This window comes from Perlabentimonas gracilis (assembly GCF_011174675.1).
In the GTDB taxonomy this organism is placed as follows: domain Bacteria; phylum Bacteroidota; class Bacteroidia; order Bacteroidales; family Tenuifilaceae; genus Perlabentimonas; species Perlabentimonas gracilis.
This window is the reverse complement of record NZ_JAANIG010000001.1, coordinates 251176-270534: the sequence shown is the minus strand read 5'-3', so window position 1 is coordinate 270534 and position 19359 is coordinate 251176. Positions and strand designations below refer to the sequence as shown.

Sequence of the window (19359 nt, the reverse complement as noted above, 5' to 3'; positions counted from 1 at the left end):
GTGTTAAACTCTTAAACGTTCAATATTTAGCTCGTCGAGATTCATATTGCCCACTCCCATTTCATGGGCTATCTTAATATGGCCAATCTCGGAAGGCTCCTCTCCAAATATTCGTGAAGCGGCAGCATCGGCGGCAACCATATCGGTGGAGATGATAAGAGACCTTTTCATAACCAAATCGGCTTGGCTTACCCCTCGGGGGCCATTACGAGTCATTACACGGTAGGCATCAACAATGTTAAGGTCGGGTTTACGCCAGGTGCCAAAGTCGGCAATGCACTGGTGCAAATCGTTCCTGTGCCAAAAGCGCCTATCCCATACAATGCCCATTAGATTCTTTAGGGCTATGGTGACTTTTGCAGAGCTATGATGCTTTAGCACGGGCACATTGATAAATACATCGGAATTTAAAATAAGCTCATGCACCTTTGCTTCCTTAAGCCTTTTGCCATTGGGGATTGACACCAATTTGTAGTAGTTCTCGGTATTGCCCGGCACCATTTTTCCTCCAGCATTCTTGACAGCATCCTCAATACCACTGTTGGCATAGCACCTATTCCAAGTATCGCAAGTATTGTCGAATACGAACACATCCTTTGCACCGGCCTTAAGGCATTGCTCAACAATACGTGCTACCAAACCTGGATTTGTGTTGGCTCCTAGCTCCTCGGGGGTATCCCAACCAATATTTGGTTTCACCACTACCGTTTGCCCAGCCTTAACAAACTTACCTATTCCGCCCATAGCAGCTATGGCCTTATCGAACATTTGAGCGGGTTCGCCGCCCATAACTGCGACCAAATCGTAGGGTTTAGCAGGATTTGGCTTGTTGGCTCCTGCCAAAGTTCCCGCGCCATTCACCTTTAGAAAGGCACCAGCCATTAGCCCAGCACCTAATCCTTTCTTCAAAAAATCTCTACGCTTCATACTCCTCTGGTGTTTTGTTGATTTATATAGTTTTGATAGTAATTTTGAATTATAGCTTAACCGATATTTGGCATTAAAGATACGAAAAACACACAAATAGCATATATTTGCATTATACTACATTAAGCTGAACATTGATATCATCATCAAAAAATATAACCATTAAAATTATAATGCTATGGCAACACTACAGTTAACCTCCAAAAGAACAATTGGCTACATTGTATTCGATATTCTGGCGTTGGCATTCATTTACCTTGTGCCAACCATCTCGCATATGCTCAGCTTTCCGCTGTACCTTATAGAACCTATGCGTATTGCGCTTATCCTTGCGCTGGTGCACACCACCAAGCGGAATGCCTACATCATTGCCCTTACCCTCCCCATATTCAGCTACCTAGTTTCGGCACACCCCGTATTTTACAAGATGCTGCTTATTTCGGGCGAGCTGGTGCTGAATGTATGGCTTTTCTACTTTATCCTGGGCAGAACCAAAAATGCTTTTGTATCAATCCTCAGTTCTATTGTTGCCAGCAAGGCCATTTACTATATGGCAAAGCTTATTGCAGTGGCCTTAATCCTGAAAACTGGCGAAAGCATTATCGCCACCTCACTTACCATTCAGGTAGCTACAACCCTTGTGTTTAGCGTTTACTTGGGGTTGATGTTTAGGAGGAGATAGGGGGAAGTCGGAAGACGCCTGTCTCGTCTATCGCAAGCTTGACGAGAGATGTTAATTGTCCCTTCCTGCCTTGAAGGCCCGCCTGACCACGGTAGTCGGGCAGGCATTCAGGCAGGGGTTGTAAGTTGTCAGTTATCGGTTGTCGGTGATCGGTAGTTAGTGATCGGTGGACAGTAATCAGTTGTCAGTTGTCAGTTATCGGCCTGTCTCGTAAGAGTGGCGTTTTTTGCCACGATGACGAGATGGTTGGTGATCGGTAGTTGGTAATCGGTAGTTGGTAATCGGTTTTCGGTAAATTTAGTCTTTCGACATACGACTTTTAGACTTTTGACTTTCGACCCTTCGGCAAGCTCAGCGTACCACTCAGGGCAGGCTTTCAGACTTTAAACTTTATGAACTTTAAACTCTAGCCCCCCTATCCCCCATTCTCATCTATCTCCATTAGCTCGAGCCAGCGCTCGCCCTTGGTATCGAGTAGATGGATTAATTCTGCAATACGGTTCGACTGGCCTATCAACTCATCGTGTGGTAGCGTCCCGCTATTTATTGCTGATTCTATCTCGGCCTTCTCATTCTCAAGGCTCTCAATCTCATCCGATAGTTTTTCCATCTCCTTACGCTCGGCATAGGTAAGCTTGCGCGGTTTTGAGTCGGATGATGATTTTGCTTTTGGTTTCGCCTTTGGTTCAGCAGCCTTTTGCGCCTGCTGCTCCAGCTTCTGCTGTTCCTTCTTCCAATCGTAGTAATCGGTATACGAGCCCGGGAATCCACTAATATCACCATTACCCTCGAAGATAAGCAACCCATCCACCACCTTCTCGAGGAAGTGCCTATCATGCGATACGGCCAGCACAACACCGGGAAAACTCTCCAGATAGGTTTCCAAAACGTTAAGCGTTTCAATATCTAGGTCGTTGGTTGGCTCATCGAGAATTAGGAAGTTGGGGCTACGCATAAGGATGGTAAGCAGATAGAGCCTACGCTTTTCGCCCCCGCTAAGCTTATGCACATAGGCATTCTGCACCTCGGGTGCAAACAAAAACATATTTAGAAATTGCGACACCGACAGGGTTTTGCCATCGCCCAGCGTTACCACCTCGGCCACCTCACGCGCCACATCTATTACCTTCATATCCTCACGGATTTTCATCCCCTCCTGGCGGTAGTATCCAAACACAACGGTTTCGCCCACCTCTATAACACCCTTATCGGCTGGGATAGCCTGGGTGATTACATTCAGGAATGTAGACTTACCCGTACCATTATCGCCCACAATGCCCAACCGCTCAAAGCGGTTGAAGGTGTAGGAGAAATCTTTAAGAATAACCAGATCGCCAAACGATTTCTCTAGCCCTTTGGCCTCCAGTATTTTTTTACCCAAACGAGCCGCTCCAACATTTATGCGCACATTGCTGTTGCTAAATCGCTGGGTAGCCTTTGAGCGCAAATCGTAAAAGGCATCGATACGATACTTTGCTTTTGTTGTGCGGGCTGGGGGTGATCGGCGCATCCAGTCGAGCTCGCGGCGGTATAGGTTCGATGCTTTCTCTACCTGGGCGCTACGAGCTTCAATTCGTTCCTGTCGTTTCTCAATGTAGTATGCATAGTTACCCTTGTACCAGAATAGTTCCTTCTGATCGAGTTCGATGATATCGGTGCAAACCCGATTAAGGAAAAACCTGTCGTGAGTAACCATTAGCAGGGTTATGCGGCTGTTCTTGAGGAAATCCTCGAGCCACTCCACCATATCGAGATCGAGGTGGTTGGTTGGCTCGTCGAGAATTAGAAAATCGGGCTCGTTGATTAGCGCAGCGGCAAGGGCTACTCGCTTTTGCTGCCCTCCCGAAAGCGTACCAACCGACTGCTCGAGATTGGAAATTTTGAGCTGAGTTAGAATTTGCCTTGCCTTCACGTCTAAATCCCAGGCGCTATGCTTATCCATCAACTCAAGGGCATGCTGCATCTCACTTTTTGAATGTGACGCCATGGCATGTTGGTAGGCAAAAATTGCTTCGCCTTTCTCGTCGCCTGAGGCAAATACGTTCTCGATGATAGACCTTGATGTGTCGAGTATGGGATTCTGATCGAGGTAGCCGACCCGCAAATCGTTCTGCCAAACAATGCTTCCCGAGTCTTTTGATTCTATACCAGCGATTATTTTCAGCAAGGTGGTTTTGCCGGCGCCATTACGGGCTATTAAGCCAACGCGCTGATCTTTGCCTACGGCAAAACGAATATCTTGAAATAGAACTAAATCGCCAAACGACTTGCTAATATCTTCGACCTGAAGGTAGGGAATCATACAAAAATATTTTTATGCAAAAGTAGCATTAAATTGCGCTACCACAAGGCGATAAAATTGAGTAGTAATGTTGTTTTTTGGCACTACTGCATTATTGGTGGAAGATACTGGTTGGTTAGGTTGGGGGTTGAAGTTGGAAGTTGCCTGTCTCGTAAGTCAACCGTTATTTGGCTGGATGACGAGATCAGTTGTCAGTTATCGGTTGTCGGTGATCGGTAGTTAGTGATCGGTGGTCGGTGGTCGGTGATCGGTAGTTGGTAATCGGTTTTCGGTAAATTTAGTCTTTCGACATACGACTTTTAGACTTTTGACCCTTCGGCAAGCACTTCGGCAAGCTCAGCGTACCACTCAGGGCATACTTTCAGACTTTCGACCCTTAGCAAATTACCATAAGACTCGCAGTAGCACATTTTTCTATCGCCATGACTTCATGAAGAAAATCAGCATTAGTCCAAAAATCTCCAAACGCCCTAGTAGCATATTTATGGTTAGGAGTACCTTGCCCAAGTCGGGAATAAAGGAATAGTTTGAAGCCGAGCCAACCTCGCCAAAACCAGGCCCCACCGTACTAATGGTAGCAGCCGATGCAGAGAAGGCTGTGGTAATATCAACACCCATAGCTGTAAGAGCCAAGCCATTCAGAAAAAGGATCAAAATGTACAATACGATGAATAGTAGAACCGAGTCTACGGTTTCATCATCAACAGGTTGTCCATCGACCCGTACAGGTATAACGGCCTGCGGATGCTGTAGCTTCAGCACTTGTCGCTTAAGGGTTTGCAAAAATATCACTACCCTGTCGACCTTAATACCGCCTGCCGTGGAGCCAGCACAAGCACATTGGAAGGTGAAGTAAATTAGAATCATGATGGAGAAGGGCGGCCATAGAGTTGTATCGTACGTACCATAACCCGTTGTGGTGCTAATTGACACCACCTGAAACGCAGCAAACCGAAGTGCCTCAGGAAAGGTTTCGTAAGTACTTCCCCAAGTGTTGAGGGAAACGAAAACAATCCCGATTATGATTGATAAAGCATAAAACCTTAAGACCGATGATTTGTACCACTTGTTCCCTTTAAATGTGAACAGAGCGTACAGCAGGCCAAAGTGCATACCGGCAAGAAACATAAAGACGATTACGATAACCTCAATGGCTACGCTGTTGTAATAGCCAATACTTGCATTCTTAGGTGAAAAGCCTCCTGTTGCAACGGTTCCAAAGGCGTGGGTTATCGCATCGAACAAATCCATTCCAAAAACATACAAAAGTATAGTCTCGGCCAGGGTTAAACCAAGGTATACAAATATTACAACTCTTAATGTTTTATTGGTTTTGTAATGAAAGTTCGACTTGGCCAATGGCGACATCTCAAGTCGCGATAGCGACATACGAGCTTTACCTAGGGCAGGTACAATAATTAGCATAAACAGGATAATACCTATACCGCCCAACCAGTGGGTTGCCGATCGCCAGAACAGAAGTCCTTTGGGCAGCACTTCAATATCATTTAAAATGGTAGAACCCGTAGTGGTAAAGCCCGCCACACTCTCGAACCAAGCGTTAACAAACGAGAATTCGCCACCCCAAAGTGCATAGGGCAGCATACCAAAGAAGCAAATGAGAACCCAGCTAAGCACCACAATAACATACCCCTCCTTGTGGGTAATTTGGTTTGATGGCGGAACAAATATCATGGGGAATACCCCCATTAAAGAAGTAAGTATACCGCTAAGTAGCAGAGGGATTTGTCCAGAATCTCCATTAAATGCAGAGATCAGGAAAGACACAAACATTAACCCTGCGCTAAGCAGTAGTACCAAACCAATGTATCGTATAATAATTTGTGGACGCATATAGTACTACTCCAACTTTTTTGCTCCAGCCTTTTGCAATGCGATTAAGCTTAATATTGACTCTTTCAGGCTATGAAACTCATCCTTGGTCTCGAGAACAACATCAAAAGGTTTCCTAAACTTAACGTAATCGTTAATACCCTTGGTAAGTTTTATTATAGGTTCAACAAAGTAGTGATGCACCAAAAATGTAAATACCAAGGTGAAAATAATGCTGGTAATAATTACTATTAATCCTGGCATAGATGCTCTTTGAGCACTGGTCTCGAGAAATGCTGCGGAATTAAACAGCCCCTGCTGATTTATGGTAATAAGATTTTTTACATGCTCACTGGCAGCCATAGTATAGCCACTCACGTTGGAGAGATAATCGTTAAGGTTAAAGCAGGGGTTTTGGAATGATTTTTCGGCCAGCGACATAAAAGCTGCGTAGTGAACCCTAACTGAGTCGACATACGCTTCCTCTTCCTTTAGATTTAAGTTCAAGTAGGCGCTATCCAAATTGGCTACAATTATGCTATGGGCTCTGTAGAACTTTTCGGCAGCCACAGCTGAATCGCCATTGGCATAAAGCAGTAATGCGCTCTCTTGCTTCTCCAGGGCATCGAGCATATTCCGAGAGTAATCAATACTCCGATAGTTGTCGTATATAAGCCCCTTAAAGGAACGGCCAAGCTTGGTAAGCTCGAAAATGGAGATGGCACCTGAGATGAAAAGCATCGACCCCAGGATGATAAACCCAAGCATAATCTTTGTACGAATACCCATAACGCTTACAATTTTGAGCTACAAATGTATAAAGTAAAGCATGATTATATCCTAAAGCATCAAAAAAAATGAATGTGAATGCTGGCGCAAGTTTTGTAAATTGCGTGTGTCAAACGCATAAGAAAGGTAGTAAATTTTCTTATCAAATCGATTTAATGACCGACAAAGAGCTTATAGAGGAAATCCTACAGCGCAATAGCCAACAGGCTTTTGCTATGCTTGTGGATAGATATCAAGAGCTTGTAGTAAAAACGTGCAAAGGGTTTGTAAACTCGTACGCCGATGCCGAAGATATAGCCCAAGAGGTGTTTATTGAGGTTTATGAGTCGCTGAATGATTTCAGGAGGGAGGCCAAGCTATCGACATGGATATACAGAATTGCTGTAAACAAATCGCTGAACTTTGTACGCAAACAGAAACGCGAGAGGCTATTCCGCAGCATCGAAAGTTTTTTCACATCGGGCAGTAGCGACGAAGAGCCCATTCAAATTGAAGATGAGAGCAGAACAAGACCCGACAGCAATATTGAGCGCAGTGAGAACAAGATGATGCTTAAGGAGTCGATAAACAAGCTGCCCGAGAATCAGCGAATCGCATTTATTCTAAGTAAGTACCAAGACCTATCGTACAAAGAGATTGCAGATGTTATGGAGGTTAGCCTATCGTCGGTAGAGTCGTTGCTCTTTAGAGCCAAAGCAAATCTGCAGAAGCATATTTTAAGCGCAATGCAAAAATAATACACCCCTAACCGCAAGTTATAACCATAAACAGTGTCTAAACCATTAAAGAGCAAAACGAGATGAAGTGCAAAGAGGCAAATATAAACTTACTAAGCTACCTAGATGGAGAACTCAACACAGAGCAGCAAAGCAGAGTTGAGCAACATCTAGCCAGCTGCGAGCAGTGCCAAGTTGCTCTTGAAAACCTTAAGCAGATATACATTGACATAAAGGGTGAAAAGGAGCAGTATCAACCTAACCCTTATCTGGCTACTAAAGTATGGAACAGGCTACAGACCAGCAACCAATCGGTAAAAGTGCCCGTGATCCCAATGCGAAGATCTGCAATAGCCACCCTAGCAGCTGCAGGCATAGCCTTTGGCATTGCAATTGGCACGCTATTCAATGCTTCAGTGGCCGACACAAATGGCAACAATCAAGATCAGTGGACACAGCTTGCCGACGAGTATTTTCCTAGCGATGTATTTTCGCCCTACGAAATTTTAGACGATAACAACTAAAGCGAGAGCCATGAATATTTTCACAAAAAATAGGATGCTAGTTGGAGCGGTAATACTGCTTGTGGCACTAAACATTGCAACCATTGGCACCATAGCACTCAAACAACCAAAGCCACAAGACTCTAGCGCAAGAGAGGGATTCAGTAGGCAAAGGCCAAACCTGGGTAGGAGCATATCAACAGAACTAGGATTAACGCCCGAACAGGAAACGGTATTTGAAGAGCTAAGAAGAAGTTATTTTGAAGAGAACCTAGAAATTAGAAGAGCAATACAGGCACACCACAGAATGATTATGCAGGAGCTAGATGCCGAAAACCCCAACAGGGTAAAACTCGATAGTTTGGCAGCAGAAATTGGCCATCTGCATGAGCAGCAGCAGCTGGCAACCATTGAGCACTTTGTAACGCTTCGCGAGGTGTGCTCGCCAGAACAATATCAGAATTTACAAAAGATATTTAGGAGAGCAATGCCACAAAACCAACGAATGCTGCACAGAGAACGGAGGCAGCCAATGGAACACAGACGAAGCACAACTACCAACGAATAGGTTCAACATTAGCGCTAATGTAACTTAATAATTACCAAATAATTTGTAAAACCAAAACACACAATAGTTATGAAAAGGATTAGTCTTATTGCAGCAGTAGCCTTTATGGCTGGATTAATGTTCACCAACACCGATGCGATTGCTCAGCGTGGACAAGGACAAAGAATAGGTGGCAATGCCGATGGCCAAGGCATGATGTACAATGCTCAAGGGCAAGGTATGATGAATTATGGCAATCGCCCCTACAGAGGTACAGGTCAGTGCATATTGAATTTAACCGAAGAGCAGGATGCCAAAATTACCAATCTTCGCACACAGCACCTGAAGGAGGTAACGCCCTTGCGCAACGAGTTAAACGAGAAACGCGCTCGTCTTCGTACGCTTCAATCGGCCGATAAGCAAGACTTGAATGCTATAAACAAAACTATCGACGAGATGGGAGCGCTTCGCACCAGTATCCAGAAAAAAGGTGCAGCCCATAGAGCCGAGGTAGCATCACTACTAACCGACGAACAAAGGGTTGCGTTTAACGCACGCAAGGCGAATAGAATGAGCCGCGGAAAAGGCACCATGGGTGGTGGTGGACGCGGAAGGTACTAGAACAATGGTTTAGAGTTGAGTTAGAGAGACCCCATTGAGCATTTCAATGGGGTCTCTTGTTTAGTAGTTTCTATGGTAATGCAGTGTACTACTAGCTGCGAATGTTGGCATTAACAACATCAACAATAGCCTGCTCCACCTCATCGATATCAAAAGGCTTGAATAAGCACCCATTCAACACTCCATCGTCTATTGCTTGCTGAATAAGTTCGGACAACCCATACCCCGTAAGAATATAGAACGCTATACGAGGATACAAAGGCTTTGCCTTACGGGCAAACTCAACGCCGCTCATCCAAGGCATCTTCATATCGGTAAAAACAACTGATATATCGCTATTTTCGGCAAGTATCTTCAAAGCCTCAGCTCCCGATTCGGCAGTAATTACATGGTAGCTCTCCCCAAAGCATGTTTGAAAAAGCATCAGGTTAATTGGCTCATCATCAACAAACAGAAGTTTTAACCGGTTACTCATCACATTAATTTTTTAGGGGTAGGGTTATGGTTACTGAGGTTCCCTCACCTTCAATCGATTCAAAATCGACCTTTCCTTTATGTTCGTGAATTATTGTCTGTACTATTGATAACCCCAGGCCAGTACCCTGCCCTGGTTCTTTTGTTGTAAAGAAAGGATCAGTTATTTTGTTTAGGTTCTCGGGGCTTATCCCTTTCCCATTATCTCTAATAACAATTCGCACTTTTTTGGGTGTGGCTATTGTTGTAAGATCAATTATCCCGCTACCCTCAATTGCTTGTACTGAGTTGAGCAGAATGTTAAGAAACGCTTGATGAAGTTGACCTTCGTTACATAAAACGTGTAATGGCCCATCATGGTAACTACAATGCAATGTTATACCATTGCCAATCTGTCCCTGAATCATAATTAGGCTATTGCTGATTATGGTATGGATATCGCATATAGCCTTGGTTTGGTCGTCCTTGCGTGTGTAATGGTTTAGGCTGCTTACAATAACCACCGAACGATGAATTCCCTCCCTAATGGCGCTAACCAGCGGCTCGATATTTACCTTATGATCCGGGAAGTGCCTATCGAAATAGTTCTCAATTCCTAGAATTCCGCCTTGGATAAAGTTTAGCGGATTATTTATTTCATGGGCAATGCCCGAGGCCAATACCCCTAGTGAGGCCAATTTTTCTGACTGAATAAGTTGATGCTGCGCGTTTTTAAGATCGACCATAGCCTCCTGCAGCTTGGATTTCTGATCGTAAAGCTCATCATTAATGGCCGTCAGTTCCTCGTTAGCAGCCTCCAACTCCTCGGTCCGCTCTTTCACCAACAGCTCCAAATGATTTCTGTACTGCTCAAGCTCCGTAGCCGACTTCTTTTTCTCTGATATATCTCTTACAACAGTAAGTATTCGTCTATGCCCATTTATTATTGCACTGCGCAACGACACCTCGGCCCAAAAGCTTTCGCCATTGCTTCGCTTGGCCATCCATTCAAATACTTGGGCATCTTCTTGAAGTGCTTTCGATACAAACACCTCCGCATCATCAACTTTATAGGGTGGCTGCTCGTAGCTTAGCATACGAAGTCTTTTGCCAATAATCTCATCCTTGGTACTATAACCAAACATGCTTAGAACGATATCGTTCACATCGAGTATCACCTTACCATCGGGGTCGTAAACAATAATGGCCTCGCTGGTGGAGTTGAATATTTCGCGGTAATTACGGGCATTATCGGCAGCAATCTTTCCCTTTTTCTCAAGTTCGTCCATTGCCCCCAGAATGGTTCTTTCGTAACGACGACGATCGAGTATGTTGAATATTAAGAATATGATTAGCCCCAGCCCAACTAGGAGTATTATTAGGGCAACCACTATTAGTTGGTTCGATCGGGCTGTGGTATCACTTATGGGCAATTCCACCATTATACTCCAAGGCTTACTCCCTCCGATGTTTATAGGATAGAAAAACCGGAAAACCTTTTCTCCGGTAAATTCCGATACGGTTTCGAGGGTAAGCTCTTTGCCCTGCAAAAAGGTTGCGTAGCTTAATGAATCGGCCTTTGAAATTACGCTGAAGAAGTTTTGAGTAACGAAAGAACTGTCGGGGTGGTTAACAATTTTACATTTGCTAGTAATAAGCGTAAGGTAACCCGATTTGTATGGTCTGGTTTTACTAAGTTCTATTTGCAGTTCATCGATGTCAATATCTATTCCAATCGCCCCTAAAAACTCACCTTCATCTATTAGTGGTATACTTATGGATGTTCCATAAAAACTCTTCTTAACGTTACCATAGGTCCACCTATAGGGTTCGAGAATAGATTCAGACCGTTTCTCTTTTGCCAACACGTAGTACAATCCCGTGTAATCGCTTTTGCCCATAATCTCCATATGGATGCTATCGTTGTAATAGAAATAACCATTACCCAACGTACCCATACGGTTGTGCAGATGCTTTCCGGCGTAAAGTTGATCCTTCCCATCAAAAGCATTGGACTCCCAAAGGGTCCATGCCCCTAAAAAATTTTGATTCTCGCGAAGTTCGGCTATTAAGATGTCTCTAACCTCTTGCCTCTCCCCTCCGAGTTTCCTAATTAGCATTGCTTTACTGGCCATAGATTTGGCAACCCACAACGCAGAGTTAAAGTACCTTTCGGTTTGCACCGCTGCGCTTCTCGACATCTCCTTTGCTATCTCCTTTGAGTCCTCGTATATATACTCCCGAAGATTTATACCGAGGTAGAAGAAAAGAAACACAAAGAATGCCGCCGTAATTATTGCAGCTGATATTGAGACCCTTATGCTTGTGTATGGCTTTCTGCTGAACATCTTAAACTATATGCAAAAGTTTCCTTGAAGTAAATCAAAAAAAAACACACTGCAAAGGATAACATTCTGCCAATTTAATATGTTCGAGACAGCAGATTAAAGCAACAGACTATTGAAAAGCAGTTTAAATGTACCCGATGTTTGCCCTCGGAACTGTGGATTAAATCCGAAGAGAACTAGCTGACCCTTATTCTTTTTCACCCAAACCAGCGCCGCCTTGTGCTCGAGCAGCTCGCCGTGCTTAATATAGCCGCTAAGCTTGGGATCGCCCTCGGGAAACGACAGCACTACCCTTCTGTCGGTATCGAAGTAGGGAACTGACGTTTCAAAAACAGGACTTCCGGTGAAGAATATGGGGAACGAGCTGGGCATACCAAGGGTTAAGGGATGCTTTATGGAATTTACCTTTACATGGCAACCTATGGCCTCAAAACCATCTTTGGCAAGAGATGCTGAAACATCGATAACCGGAAGGGTAAACTCCTCCTTGCTATCCTTTCCCTGCTCAACCTCCTGCATTCCAAGGAACAGCTCAGTGGATTGCCCCCAGGAAAGCACAATACCACCATTATCGATAAATTTTAGCAGGTTCTGCTTACCCTGCTTACCCATCCCCTTGGTGTACTCGGGAGGCATATTCATAGGCATATAATCACCACCCCGCTTCCGTTTGCCCGACATTAATAGGTCGGCGTTAGAGTTGGGAAATATTATAAGGTCAACGTTTCTCAAGCTTTTAGCATCGGTTAGGTTATCGGGTCGAATCACGGTGTATGGAATGCTATAGCTATCGAAGATAAAGCGGGTCCAGCCGGCATCCATATCGTGGAACCAAGTTTCAACCAGTGCTATTTTGGGTAATTTCACAGGTTTAAGCTGATTGGGTCCAAGGGCAACTGCCTGGACAGGCGATATGGTTAGCCTTACTCCTGCCAACTTATCCATATCCTTCGATCTCATCACAAAGCAACCTGCATCAAGCAGAGCATCGCCCGAGTGAAAATCATCTATTAATCGATACACCTCACCACCCTTGGCAAGCATGGTAAATGCGGCTAGGTAGCTCTCGTTACTTCCTGCCGAAAACACTGTATAATCAGCATTTTGCGTATCGGCAACGGTATAATCCGGACTATGATAGCTCTTGAGATTTGTCTCCAACAAAGCCGACTTGGTGTTAATCTCGAACGACTGCAGCCCCATGGTAAGCGGAAGCGACCACGTGGTGATATCGTACGGCTTAATAATCTCTCCTCGAGGGGTGTAACGTCTCTCGGGGTACTCCTGCTTTTCCATCACCTCCTTGATGAATGCCCTAAAGGGCTGGGCAAGCGAGATCACCATATCGTCCTTACTATATATTTTACTATTGATTGTTATATCGGTAGCTAGTTGATTTACCTCTACGCCATGCTCTTGCATTAGCTCTGCCAACCTATGTAGCTCACTCTGGTTATTCTGTACCGAGGGCAAAATGTAGTAATAGGGTGGTTGATTAAGCCCCTTGGCGTACTCCTTCTTACAGATATCATTTCGGTACTGTAGTAGGGACTCCCTATTCATTGCGGCAGTTTTTAGCATCGAGAAGGTTGAGCTAAGCTCATAGGCCACCAAATCGGACAAACGCCACCAACCACCGGGCCATGGAGCAATTAGGTTAGCCCCTTTCTTATATTCCGACAAGCCTTTACCCCTCACCTTGAGCTCATTCATCTCAATGTAAACTGGCGAAGCCGTTTTCACCGAGGCCGATTCGGTAAGGAAACTAATTACGTTTTTCCAGAGGCAGGTTTCGGTGGAACCGGGCCAATAGTTATCGAACTGATGACGCTGTGCAATGCCGGTTTGGCCAAGGGCTGTCATATCGTTCAGCATATTGGCGCCAAAAATACCAATCCAGCTCCACAACGTTTCGTCAATATTCTGGGCAATAGGGTCGTGGTTTGGCGGCACAAAGAACCGAACTCCAGTGGTTCCCATCTGGTGTTTCTCAACCATAACCTGGGGGAACCACTCCGTGCTGGTAAGTGCAGAAATGGCCTTGTTCTCGGGTTGACTTAGCAGCACAAAATCTCTGTTGATATTGTGCCCTACATACTTGTGGTAAACTCCCGGTAGGCTAGTGCCCTCATACTTTGTGTCTTTATTCGCAATATAGTTATCAACCACCATATTCATCCCGTCGGGATTATGACTTGGCACCATCATGTAAACTGTATTATCGAGCCAGCTGAGTGTATCTGTCCCCTTGGCCTTGGCCAGCAGGTAAGCAATGGTGGGAGCAGCTTGTGCCGGTGCAACCTCTGTAGAGTGCATGCTTAGGGTTCCAAGCACAAATACACGCCCTTTTGCCTTTAACTCACTTACCTCATGCTTAGCTATACTGTAATCCAATGCTAACCTTCGGTTGATCTCCTTCAACTCCTCAATATTTCTGATATTCTCCTCGGACGATATGCAAACCATGTACAATGGACGGCCCATTGGGGTTTTGCCAATCTCGAAGGTTTTCACCCTCCCGGTTTGGTTCTCGAGTAGTTTGAAGTACTCCATCATCTGCTCGTATCCAAAGAGCATCCTGTCGGCTCCCGGTTCAAAACCAAAATGCTCAACTGGCTTGATTAGTGCCTGCGAAAACAACGATGATGAAAAAAATAGGGTAATGGTTAGGGTTAACAGCAACCCTTTAAACGACTTACAATTGGTAATAGTCATAGGTTAGGGTGTTTAGGTTAGGAAAAAAGAAAGGTAGGGAAAAACTCCCTACCTTATGAGTGTTGCTGCGAAAAAAAGTTTAATGGGCTGTTCAAATTATAATAATTTATTCCACTGGTTCTATGCTAATTGCCGCACCCCCACCACAGGCAAGACTTAGTTTTATCTCACTGTTGCTATCGATTACAACTTGCTCAATTTTAAAGCTGGTAGGGTTCAAATCCCAATGGGCATTTTCACCATCGGCATAAATGGTGGCATTGTACTTAACGTTTGGAGTGAGAAAATCCGTTTTAATGATGATATTACGCGATTCCTCATTGGTTATGCTACCCACAAACCACCGCTCGGTATCGCGCTCTTGCCTTGCAATGGTAACAAATTGGCCAACCTCACCATTTAGCACTATGGATTGTTCCCAATCGACGCCAACATCACGAATAAACTGGAAAGCGGGATGTCCTTCGTAATATTGGGGTAAGTCGGCAGCCATTTGCAAAGGGCTGTAGATAACAACATACAGAGCCAATTGCTGTGCAAGCGTAGTGTTCACCTGATTATCGTTTCGGTAAGGCTCCATTTTTATATTAAAAATGCCTGGCGTAAAATCGATTGGGCCAGCAAGCATTCGGGTAAAGGCAACCGTAGGCAAATGGTTTGGTGGATTTCCTCCATCGGTAGCCCAGGCATTAAACTCCTGTCCCCTCAAACCTTCACGAGTAACATCGTTGGGGTATGTGCGGCGTAAACCAGTTGCCATAATTGGCTCATGGCTATTTACTGCCACCTTGTACTTTGCAGCAGTTTGCAACACACGCATATAGTGATTTACCATCCACTGGCCGTGGTGATACTCGCCCTTGGGAATTATGGTGCCAACATAGCCAGTTTTAACCATATCCATACCATGATGATGCATAAATGCGTAGGCAGTATCGAGCTGTTGATCGTAGGTAGTTACTGCCGACGAGGTTTCATGGTGCATAATAATCTTAACATCTTTTGATTTGGCATATCGAACCACCTCCTCAATATCGTAATCGGGATATGGCGTTACAAAATCAAAAATTCCCTCACGATCATCAGTGCCTATCCAGCTTTCCCAACCTGTATTCCAGCCCTCAACCAGCACTGCCCCAATACCATTTGCTGCTGCAAAGTCGATATACCTTTTGGTGTTCTCGGTTGTTGCGCCGTGTCGGCCATGGGGCTTTGCCCCAATGTAGGTGCTCATATCCTGCGTTGCGGCGTAATCCCATGTCGATTTACCAAGGTGCATCTCCCACCAAATGCCTACATACTTGGTTGGCTCAATCCACGACACATCGCCCAGCTTATTGGGTTCATTTAGGTTTACAATTATGTTCGACTCAATCAGGTCACCAGCCCTTTGGGCAATTTGTATGGTACGCCAAGGGGTGCTGAATGGTGTTTGAACCTTTACCTTATGCTTTTGATTATCGCTTCCAACTAAGTTGCTGCGCATCGAGTTATTCTCAGCATCTACCTTAAGAGTTATCCCAGAGTAATCGACCAATGCTGCTTCATGAAAGCTTAGGTATAGGCCGTCATCGGTTTTCATGGTTACCGGAGTATTCACAGCATTAACGGGTATATGAGTTTGCGCCAAATTGGGATGATTACGCTTGCTCAACGCATCGATATCACTAAAAGGAGATTTGGTGAAAAGGTGCTCGTATATATCCCAGTCGCCCGGAATCCACCAGCAAGTATGGTTGCCGGTTAGTTTGAACTCTGTATTCTCCTCGGCAATTAGCACCTCGTTCATACCAGCCTGCTCTGGGAATGAGTATCGAAACCCAACACCATCATCAAAGACCCTAAATGTTAAGCTAAATGTTCTTTTTGGTTCGGCCAATTCCTTGAGCGTAACTACTAGCTCATTAAAGGTATTATCTACCAATCGCTGCTCGCCCCAGGGCATCTCCCAGGTTTCGGAAAATGATTTTTTGGAGGATCGAACCAACTCAAGGTTGCTACCTAGCGATGGCATATTGGTAAACTCGAAACCCAAATAAGAAGTATCGATCACCAGCTGCCCTTTATAAGAAATTATGTAGGCAGCCTGCCCTTCATCAGCAATTAAAAATTTCACCTCAATATTATTGTCTGGCGATTTAACTGATGTACTGTCGGTTGCCTCACAAGCAACAAGCATCAAAAATATGATGCTTAGGTAAAAAGCACTACTAAGAATCCGCATAGCATTGGTTTTAAAATGTTAAGGCTCACAATTTACAAAATGCAATAGAAACATGTGCAGTAAAGTCAATAAAAAAAGCGTAGAGGGTCTACGCTTTTCAAGATATTATGTAGGAAGATTAGCCTCCAAAATCGTCAAATGCAATCATCTCATCGGGAACACCCAAGTCGTAAAGCATTTTAAATACGGCATCGTTCATCATAGGGGGGCCACACAAGTAGTACTCTACATCCTCGGGGGCATCGTGCTTCGAGAGGTAGTTATCGAGAATTACCTGATGGATAAATCCGGTGTGCCCATCCCAATTGTCCTCGGGTTTGGGTTCAGACAGAGCGATGTTGAACGTGAAGTTAGGGAACTCCTTCTCAATTTTGCGGAAGTGCTCCTCATAAAAGATCTCGCGGCGCGACCGTGCTCCATACCAGAAAGTAGCCTTGCGTCCGCTTTTCACAGTGTTGAACAAATGGAAGATGTGCGAACGCATTGGGGCCATACCGGCACCACCACCAATAAACATCATCTCATTCTCGGTTTCCTTTATATGGAACTCGCCGTAAGGGCCACTAATGGTTACCTTATCGCCTGGCTTGCGAGAGAATATAAAGCTTGAACAAACTCCGGGGTTCACGTTCATGAAACCATTCTTGGCTCTATCCCATGGTGGGGTAGCAATCCTAATGTTTAGCATGATGATATTGTCCTCGGCAGGGTGGTTGGCCATGGAGTAAGCTCTGTAGGTCTCCTCGGTATTCTTCATCTTTAGATCCCACATATTGAACTTATCCCACTCGTCGCGGAACTCAGGCTCCACATCAATATCCTTGGCAAAATCGACTTCAAGCTTTGGTACATCAATTTGGATATACCCACCGGAGCGGAAGTCGAGCTTCTCGCCTTCGGGCAGCTTCACCACAAACTCCTTGATAAATGTTGCCACGTTTCTGTTCGAAACCACCTCGCACTCCCACTTCTTAATGCCCATAACCTCTTCGGGAACATTAATCTTAATGTCCTCACGAATCTTCACCTGGCAACCCAAGCGCCAGTTGTCCATCTGCTGTCGGCGAGTAAAGAAACCAACCTCGGTGGGTAGGATTGTTCCACCGCCCTCGGTAACCTGGCATTTACACATGGCGCAGGTTCCTCCCCCACCACATGCTGAGGGCAGAAAAATACCATTGTTGCTAAGGGTTGAAAGCACCGTGCTTCCGGGTTCAACCGTCAACTCTTTATCGTCGTTGATGGTTAGGGTAACCTCACCCTGTGGGGTAAGCTTCTTCTTGGCAAATAGCAGGACTGCCACCAGCAGGCTAACCACCAGGAGGAACACTGCAATTGCCGATATAATTATGACAAAGTTTGATGTTAAAAGTATCATAATGAATAGATTTCAGTTTATAACTTAATCCCCATAAAGGTCATGAATGCAATACCCATAAGGCCAGTAATAATAAAGGTGATACCTAACCCTCTAAGAGGTGCCGGTACGTTGGAGTACTTAAGCTTCTCGCGAATAGCAGCAATACCCACAATGGCAAGGAACCATCCTACACCAGAGCCTAACCCGAACACTGTTGCCTCGGTAATATTTACATACTCGCGCTCCTGCATAAAGAGAGAACCACCAAGAATTGCACAGTTAACAGCTATTAGAGGAAGGAAAATACCCAACGAGCTGTAAAGCGCAGGCGAAAACTTCTCAATGATCATCTCAACCAGCTGCACCATCGATGCGATTACGGCAATAAACATGATGAATGAGAGGAAGCTTAGATCCATATCGACAAGCGAGGGGCTAAGCCATGCAAGCGCGCCTGGGCCAAGCAGGTAATTATTTATGATGTAGTTCACCGGCACGGTGATACCCAGCACAAATATTACAGCTAAACCCAAACCTGTTGATGTTTTAACGGTTTTCGATACTGCCAGGTACGAGCACATACCCAGAAAGTATGCGAATATCATATTGTCAACAAAAATTGACTTAACGAATATACTTAGTAAGTTTTCCATATCCAGAGTATTTCGAATTATTCGTTTTCAATTAGTTCGCGGGTGCGGCTGCGCTGAATCCAAATGATTATACCCACAATAATTAGCGCCATTGGAGGCAGGATGAACAAGCCGTTGTTCTCGTAAAACCCTCCGTTGCTGATGTAGAACGATTCGGGGATTACCCTGTAGTCCCAAAGGGTACCCGAACCAAGTAGCTCGCGGAAGAAACCTACAATCACAAGGATTACACCATAGCCTATACCGTTACCCAGCCCGTCGAGTGCTGCAGGCCAAGGCTTGTTGCCAAGGGCAAACGCCTCGAGCCGTCCCATGATAATACAGTTGGTAATAATAAGCCCAACAAATACTGAAAGTTGCTTGCTCACATCGTAGGCAAACGCCTTTAGTATCTCATCCACAAGGATAACCAGCGAGGCAATGATAACCAGCTGGACAATAATCCTAATTCGCGATGGGATTGTATTGCGCAGCAACGAGGTTATTACATTGGCCAAAGTTATAACGGCAATTACCGATATGGCCATCACCACCGAGGGTTCCAGCTTAACCGTTACCGCCAACGCTGAGCAAATACCCAGCACAAGAACGGTAATGGGGTTGTTCTTATTTATTGGATCCGTAATCAGCTTAAGGTTCTTAGCCGAGAATAATGGTTCGCTTTCAATCTTTACGCTCATTACTAT

16 protein-coding genes are annotated in these 19359 nt (G+C 44.9%); 5 read left to right on the top strand and 11 right to left on the bottom strand.

Features of this window, described 5'->3' with window-relative positions:
• Positions 1–3 precede the first annotated feature (3 nt).
• Positions 4–927 carry a DUF362 domain-containing protein gene (locus G8O23_RS01050; protein WP_166360823.1) on the bottom strand — a complete coding sequence of 308 codons (924 nt, stop codon included), beginning with the start codon at positions 925–927 and terminating at the stop codon, positions 4–6.
• 178 nt (positions 928–1105) lie between these two features.
• Here G8O23_RS01050 and G8O23_RS01045 point away from each other — a divergent pair, with 178 nt between their 5' ends.
• Positions 1106–1609, top strand: coding sequence for a hypothetical protein (locus G8O23_RS01045; protein WP_166360821.1), 504 nt, complete (start codon positions 1106–1108; stop codon positions 1607–1609).
• Positions 1610–2024: 415 nt separating this feature from the next.
• Here the strand turns inward: G8O23_RS01045 and G8O23_RS01040 are convergent, their stop codons facing one another.
• From G8O23_RS01040 to G8O23_RS01030, 3 genes are all read right to left on the bottom strand, one after another.
• Positions 2025–3911: an ABC-F family ATP-binding cassette domain-containing protein gene (locus G8O23_RS01040; RefSeq protein WP_166360819.1), complete on the bottom strand. Its 1887-nt coding sequence runs from the start codon at positions 3909–3911 to the stop codon at positions 2025–2027.
• Positions 3912–4325: 414 nt separating this feature from the next.
• The gene (locus G8O23_RS01035) at positions 4326–5765 is read right to left on the bottom strand and encodes a TrkH family potassium uptake protein (protein ID WP_166360817.1); all 1440 of its coding nucleotides are present in this window, start codon (positions 5763–5765) and stop codon (positions 4326–4328) included.
• A 6-nt stretch (positions 5766–5771) separates the two neighbouring features.
• Positions 5772–6533 carry a CHASE3 domain-containing protein gene (locus G8O23_RS01030; RefSeq protein WP_166360815.1) on the bottom strand — a complete coding sequence of 254 codons (762 nt, stop codon included), beginning with the start codon at positions 6531–6533 and terminating at the stop codon, positions 5772–5774.
• A 155-nt stretch (positions 6534–6688) separates the two neighbouring features.
• On the opposite strand from G8O23_RS01030, the gene G8O23_RS01025 reads away from it, so the two are divergent.
• The 4 genes from G8O23_RS01025 to G8O23_RS01010 all read left to right on the top strand — a co-directional run bounded on the left by G8O23_RS01025 (position 6689) and on the right by G8O23_RS01010 (position 8920).
• Positions 6689–7270, top strand: coding sequence for an RNA polymerase sigma factor (locus G8O23_RS01025; protein ID WP_166360813.1), 582 nt, complete (start codon positions 6689–6691; stop codon positions 7268–7270).
• Between the two features lie 62 nt (positions 7271–7332).
• Positions 7333–7773 carry an anti-sigma factor family protein gene (locus G8O23_RS01020; RefSeq protein ID WP_166360811.1) on the top strand — a complete coding sequence of 147 codons (441 nt, stop codon included), beginning with the start codon at positions 7333–7335 and terminating at the stop codon, positions 7771–7773.
• A gap of 10 nt (positions 7774–7783) precedes the next feature.
• Complete coding sequence (locus G8O23_RS01015) at positions 7784–8320, top strand: Spy/CpxP family protein refolding chaperone (RefSeq protein WP_166360809.1); 537 nt, start codon at positions 7784–7786, stop codon at positions 8318–8320.
• A 69-nt stretch (positions 8321–8389) separates the two neighbouring features.
• Positions 8390–8920, top strand: a complete 531-nt coding sequence (locus tag G8O23_RS01010) for a Spy/CpxP family protein refolding chaperone (protein WP_166360807.1) — start codon at positions 8390–8392, stop codon at positions 8918–8920.
• Positions 8921–9011: 91 nt separating this feature from the next.
• Here the strand turns inward: G8O23_RS01010 and G8O23_RS01005 are convergent, their stop codons facing one another.
• The 7 genes from G8O23_RS01005 to G8O23_RS00975 form a co-directional block, all read right to left on the bottom strand.
• Positions 9012–9395: a response regulator gene (locus tag G8O23_RS01005; protein ID WP_166360805.1), complete on the bottom strand. Its 384-nt coding sequence runs from the start codon at positions 9393–9395 to the stop codon at positions 9012–9014.
• 4 nt (positions 9396–9399) lie between these two features.
• Positions 9400–11721, bottom strand: coding sequence for an ATP-binding protein (locus tag G8O23_RS01000; protein ID WP_166360803.1), 2322 nt, complete (start codon positions 11719–11721; stop codon positions 9400–9402).
• Between the two features lie 96 nt (positions 11722–11817).
• On the bottom strand, positions 11818–14436 hold the full coding sequence (locus tag G8O23_RS00995; protein WP_166360801.1) for a M14 family zinc carboxypeptidase: 2619 nt from the start codon (positions 14434–14436) through the stop codon (positions 11818–11820).
• A 106-nt stretch (positions 14437–14542) separates the two neighbouring features.
• Entirely contained in the window at positions 14543–16660 is a 2118-nt protein-coding gene (locus G8O23_RS00990; RefSeq protein WP_166360799.1) for a glycoside hydrolase family 97 protein, read from the bottom strand.
• A 118-nt stretch (positions 16661–16778) separates the two neighbouring features.
• Positions 16779–18038, bottom strand: a complete 1260-nt coding sequence (gene nqrF, locus G8O23_RS00985; protein WP_166360797.1) for an NADH:ubiquinone reductase (Na(+)-transporting) subunit F — start codon at positions 18036–18038, stop codon at positions 16779–16781.
• 17 nt (positions 18039–18055) lie between these two features.
• The gene (nqrE, locus tag G8O23_RS00980) at positions 18056–18673 is read right to left on the bottom strand and encodes an NADH:ubiquinone reductase (Na(+)-transporting) subunit E (RefSeq protein WP_166360795.1); all 618 of its coding nucleotides are present in this window, start codon (positions 18671–18673) and stop codon (positions 18056–18058) included.
• 17 nt (positions 18674–18690) lie between these two features.
• A complete protein-coding gene (locus G8O23_RS00975) occupies positions 18691–19353 on the bottom strand; it encodes an NADH:ubiquinone reductase (Na(+)-transporting) subunit D (protein WP_166360793.1) in 663 nt (220 codons plus the stop codon).
• Positions 19354–19359: the final 6 nt, after the last annotated feature.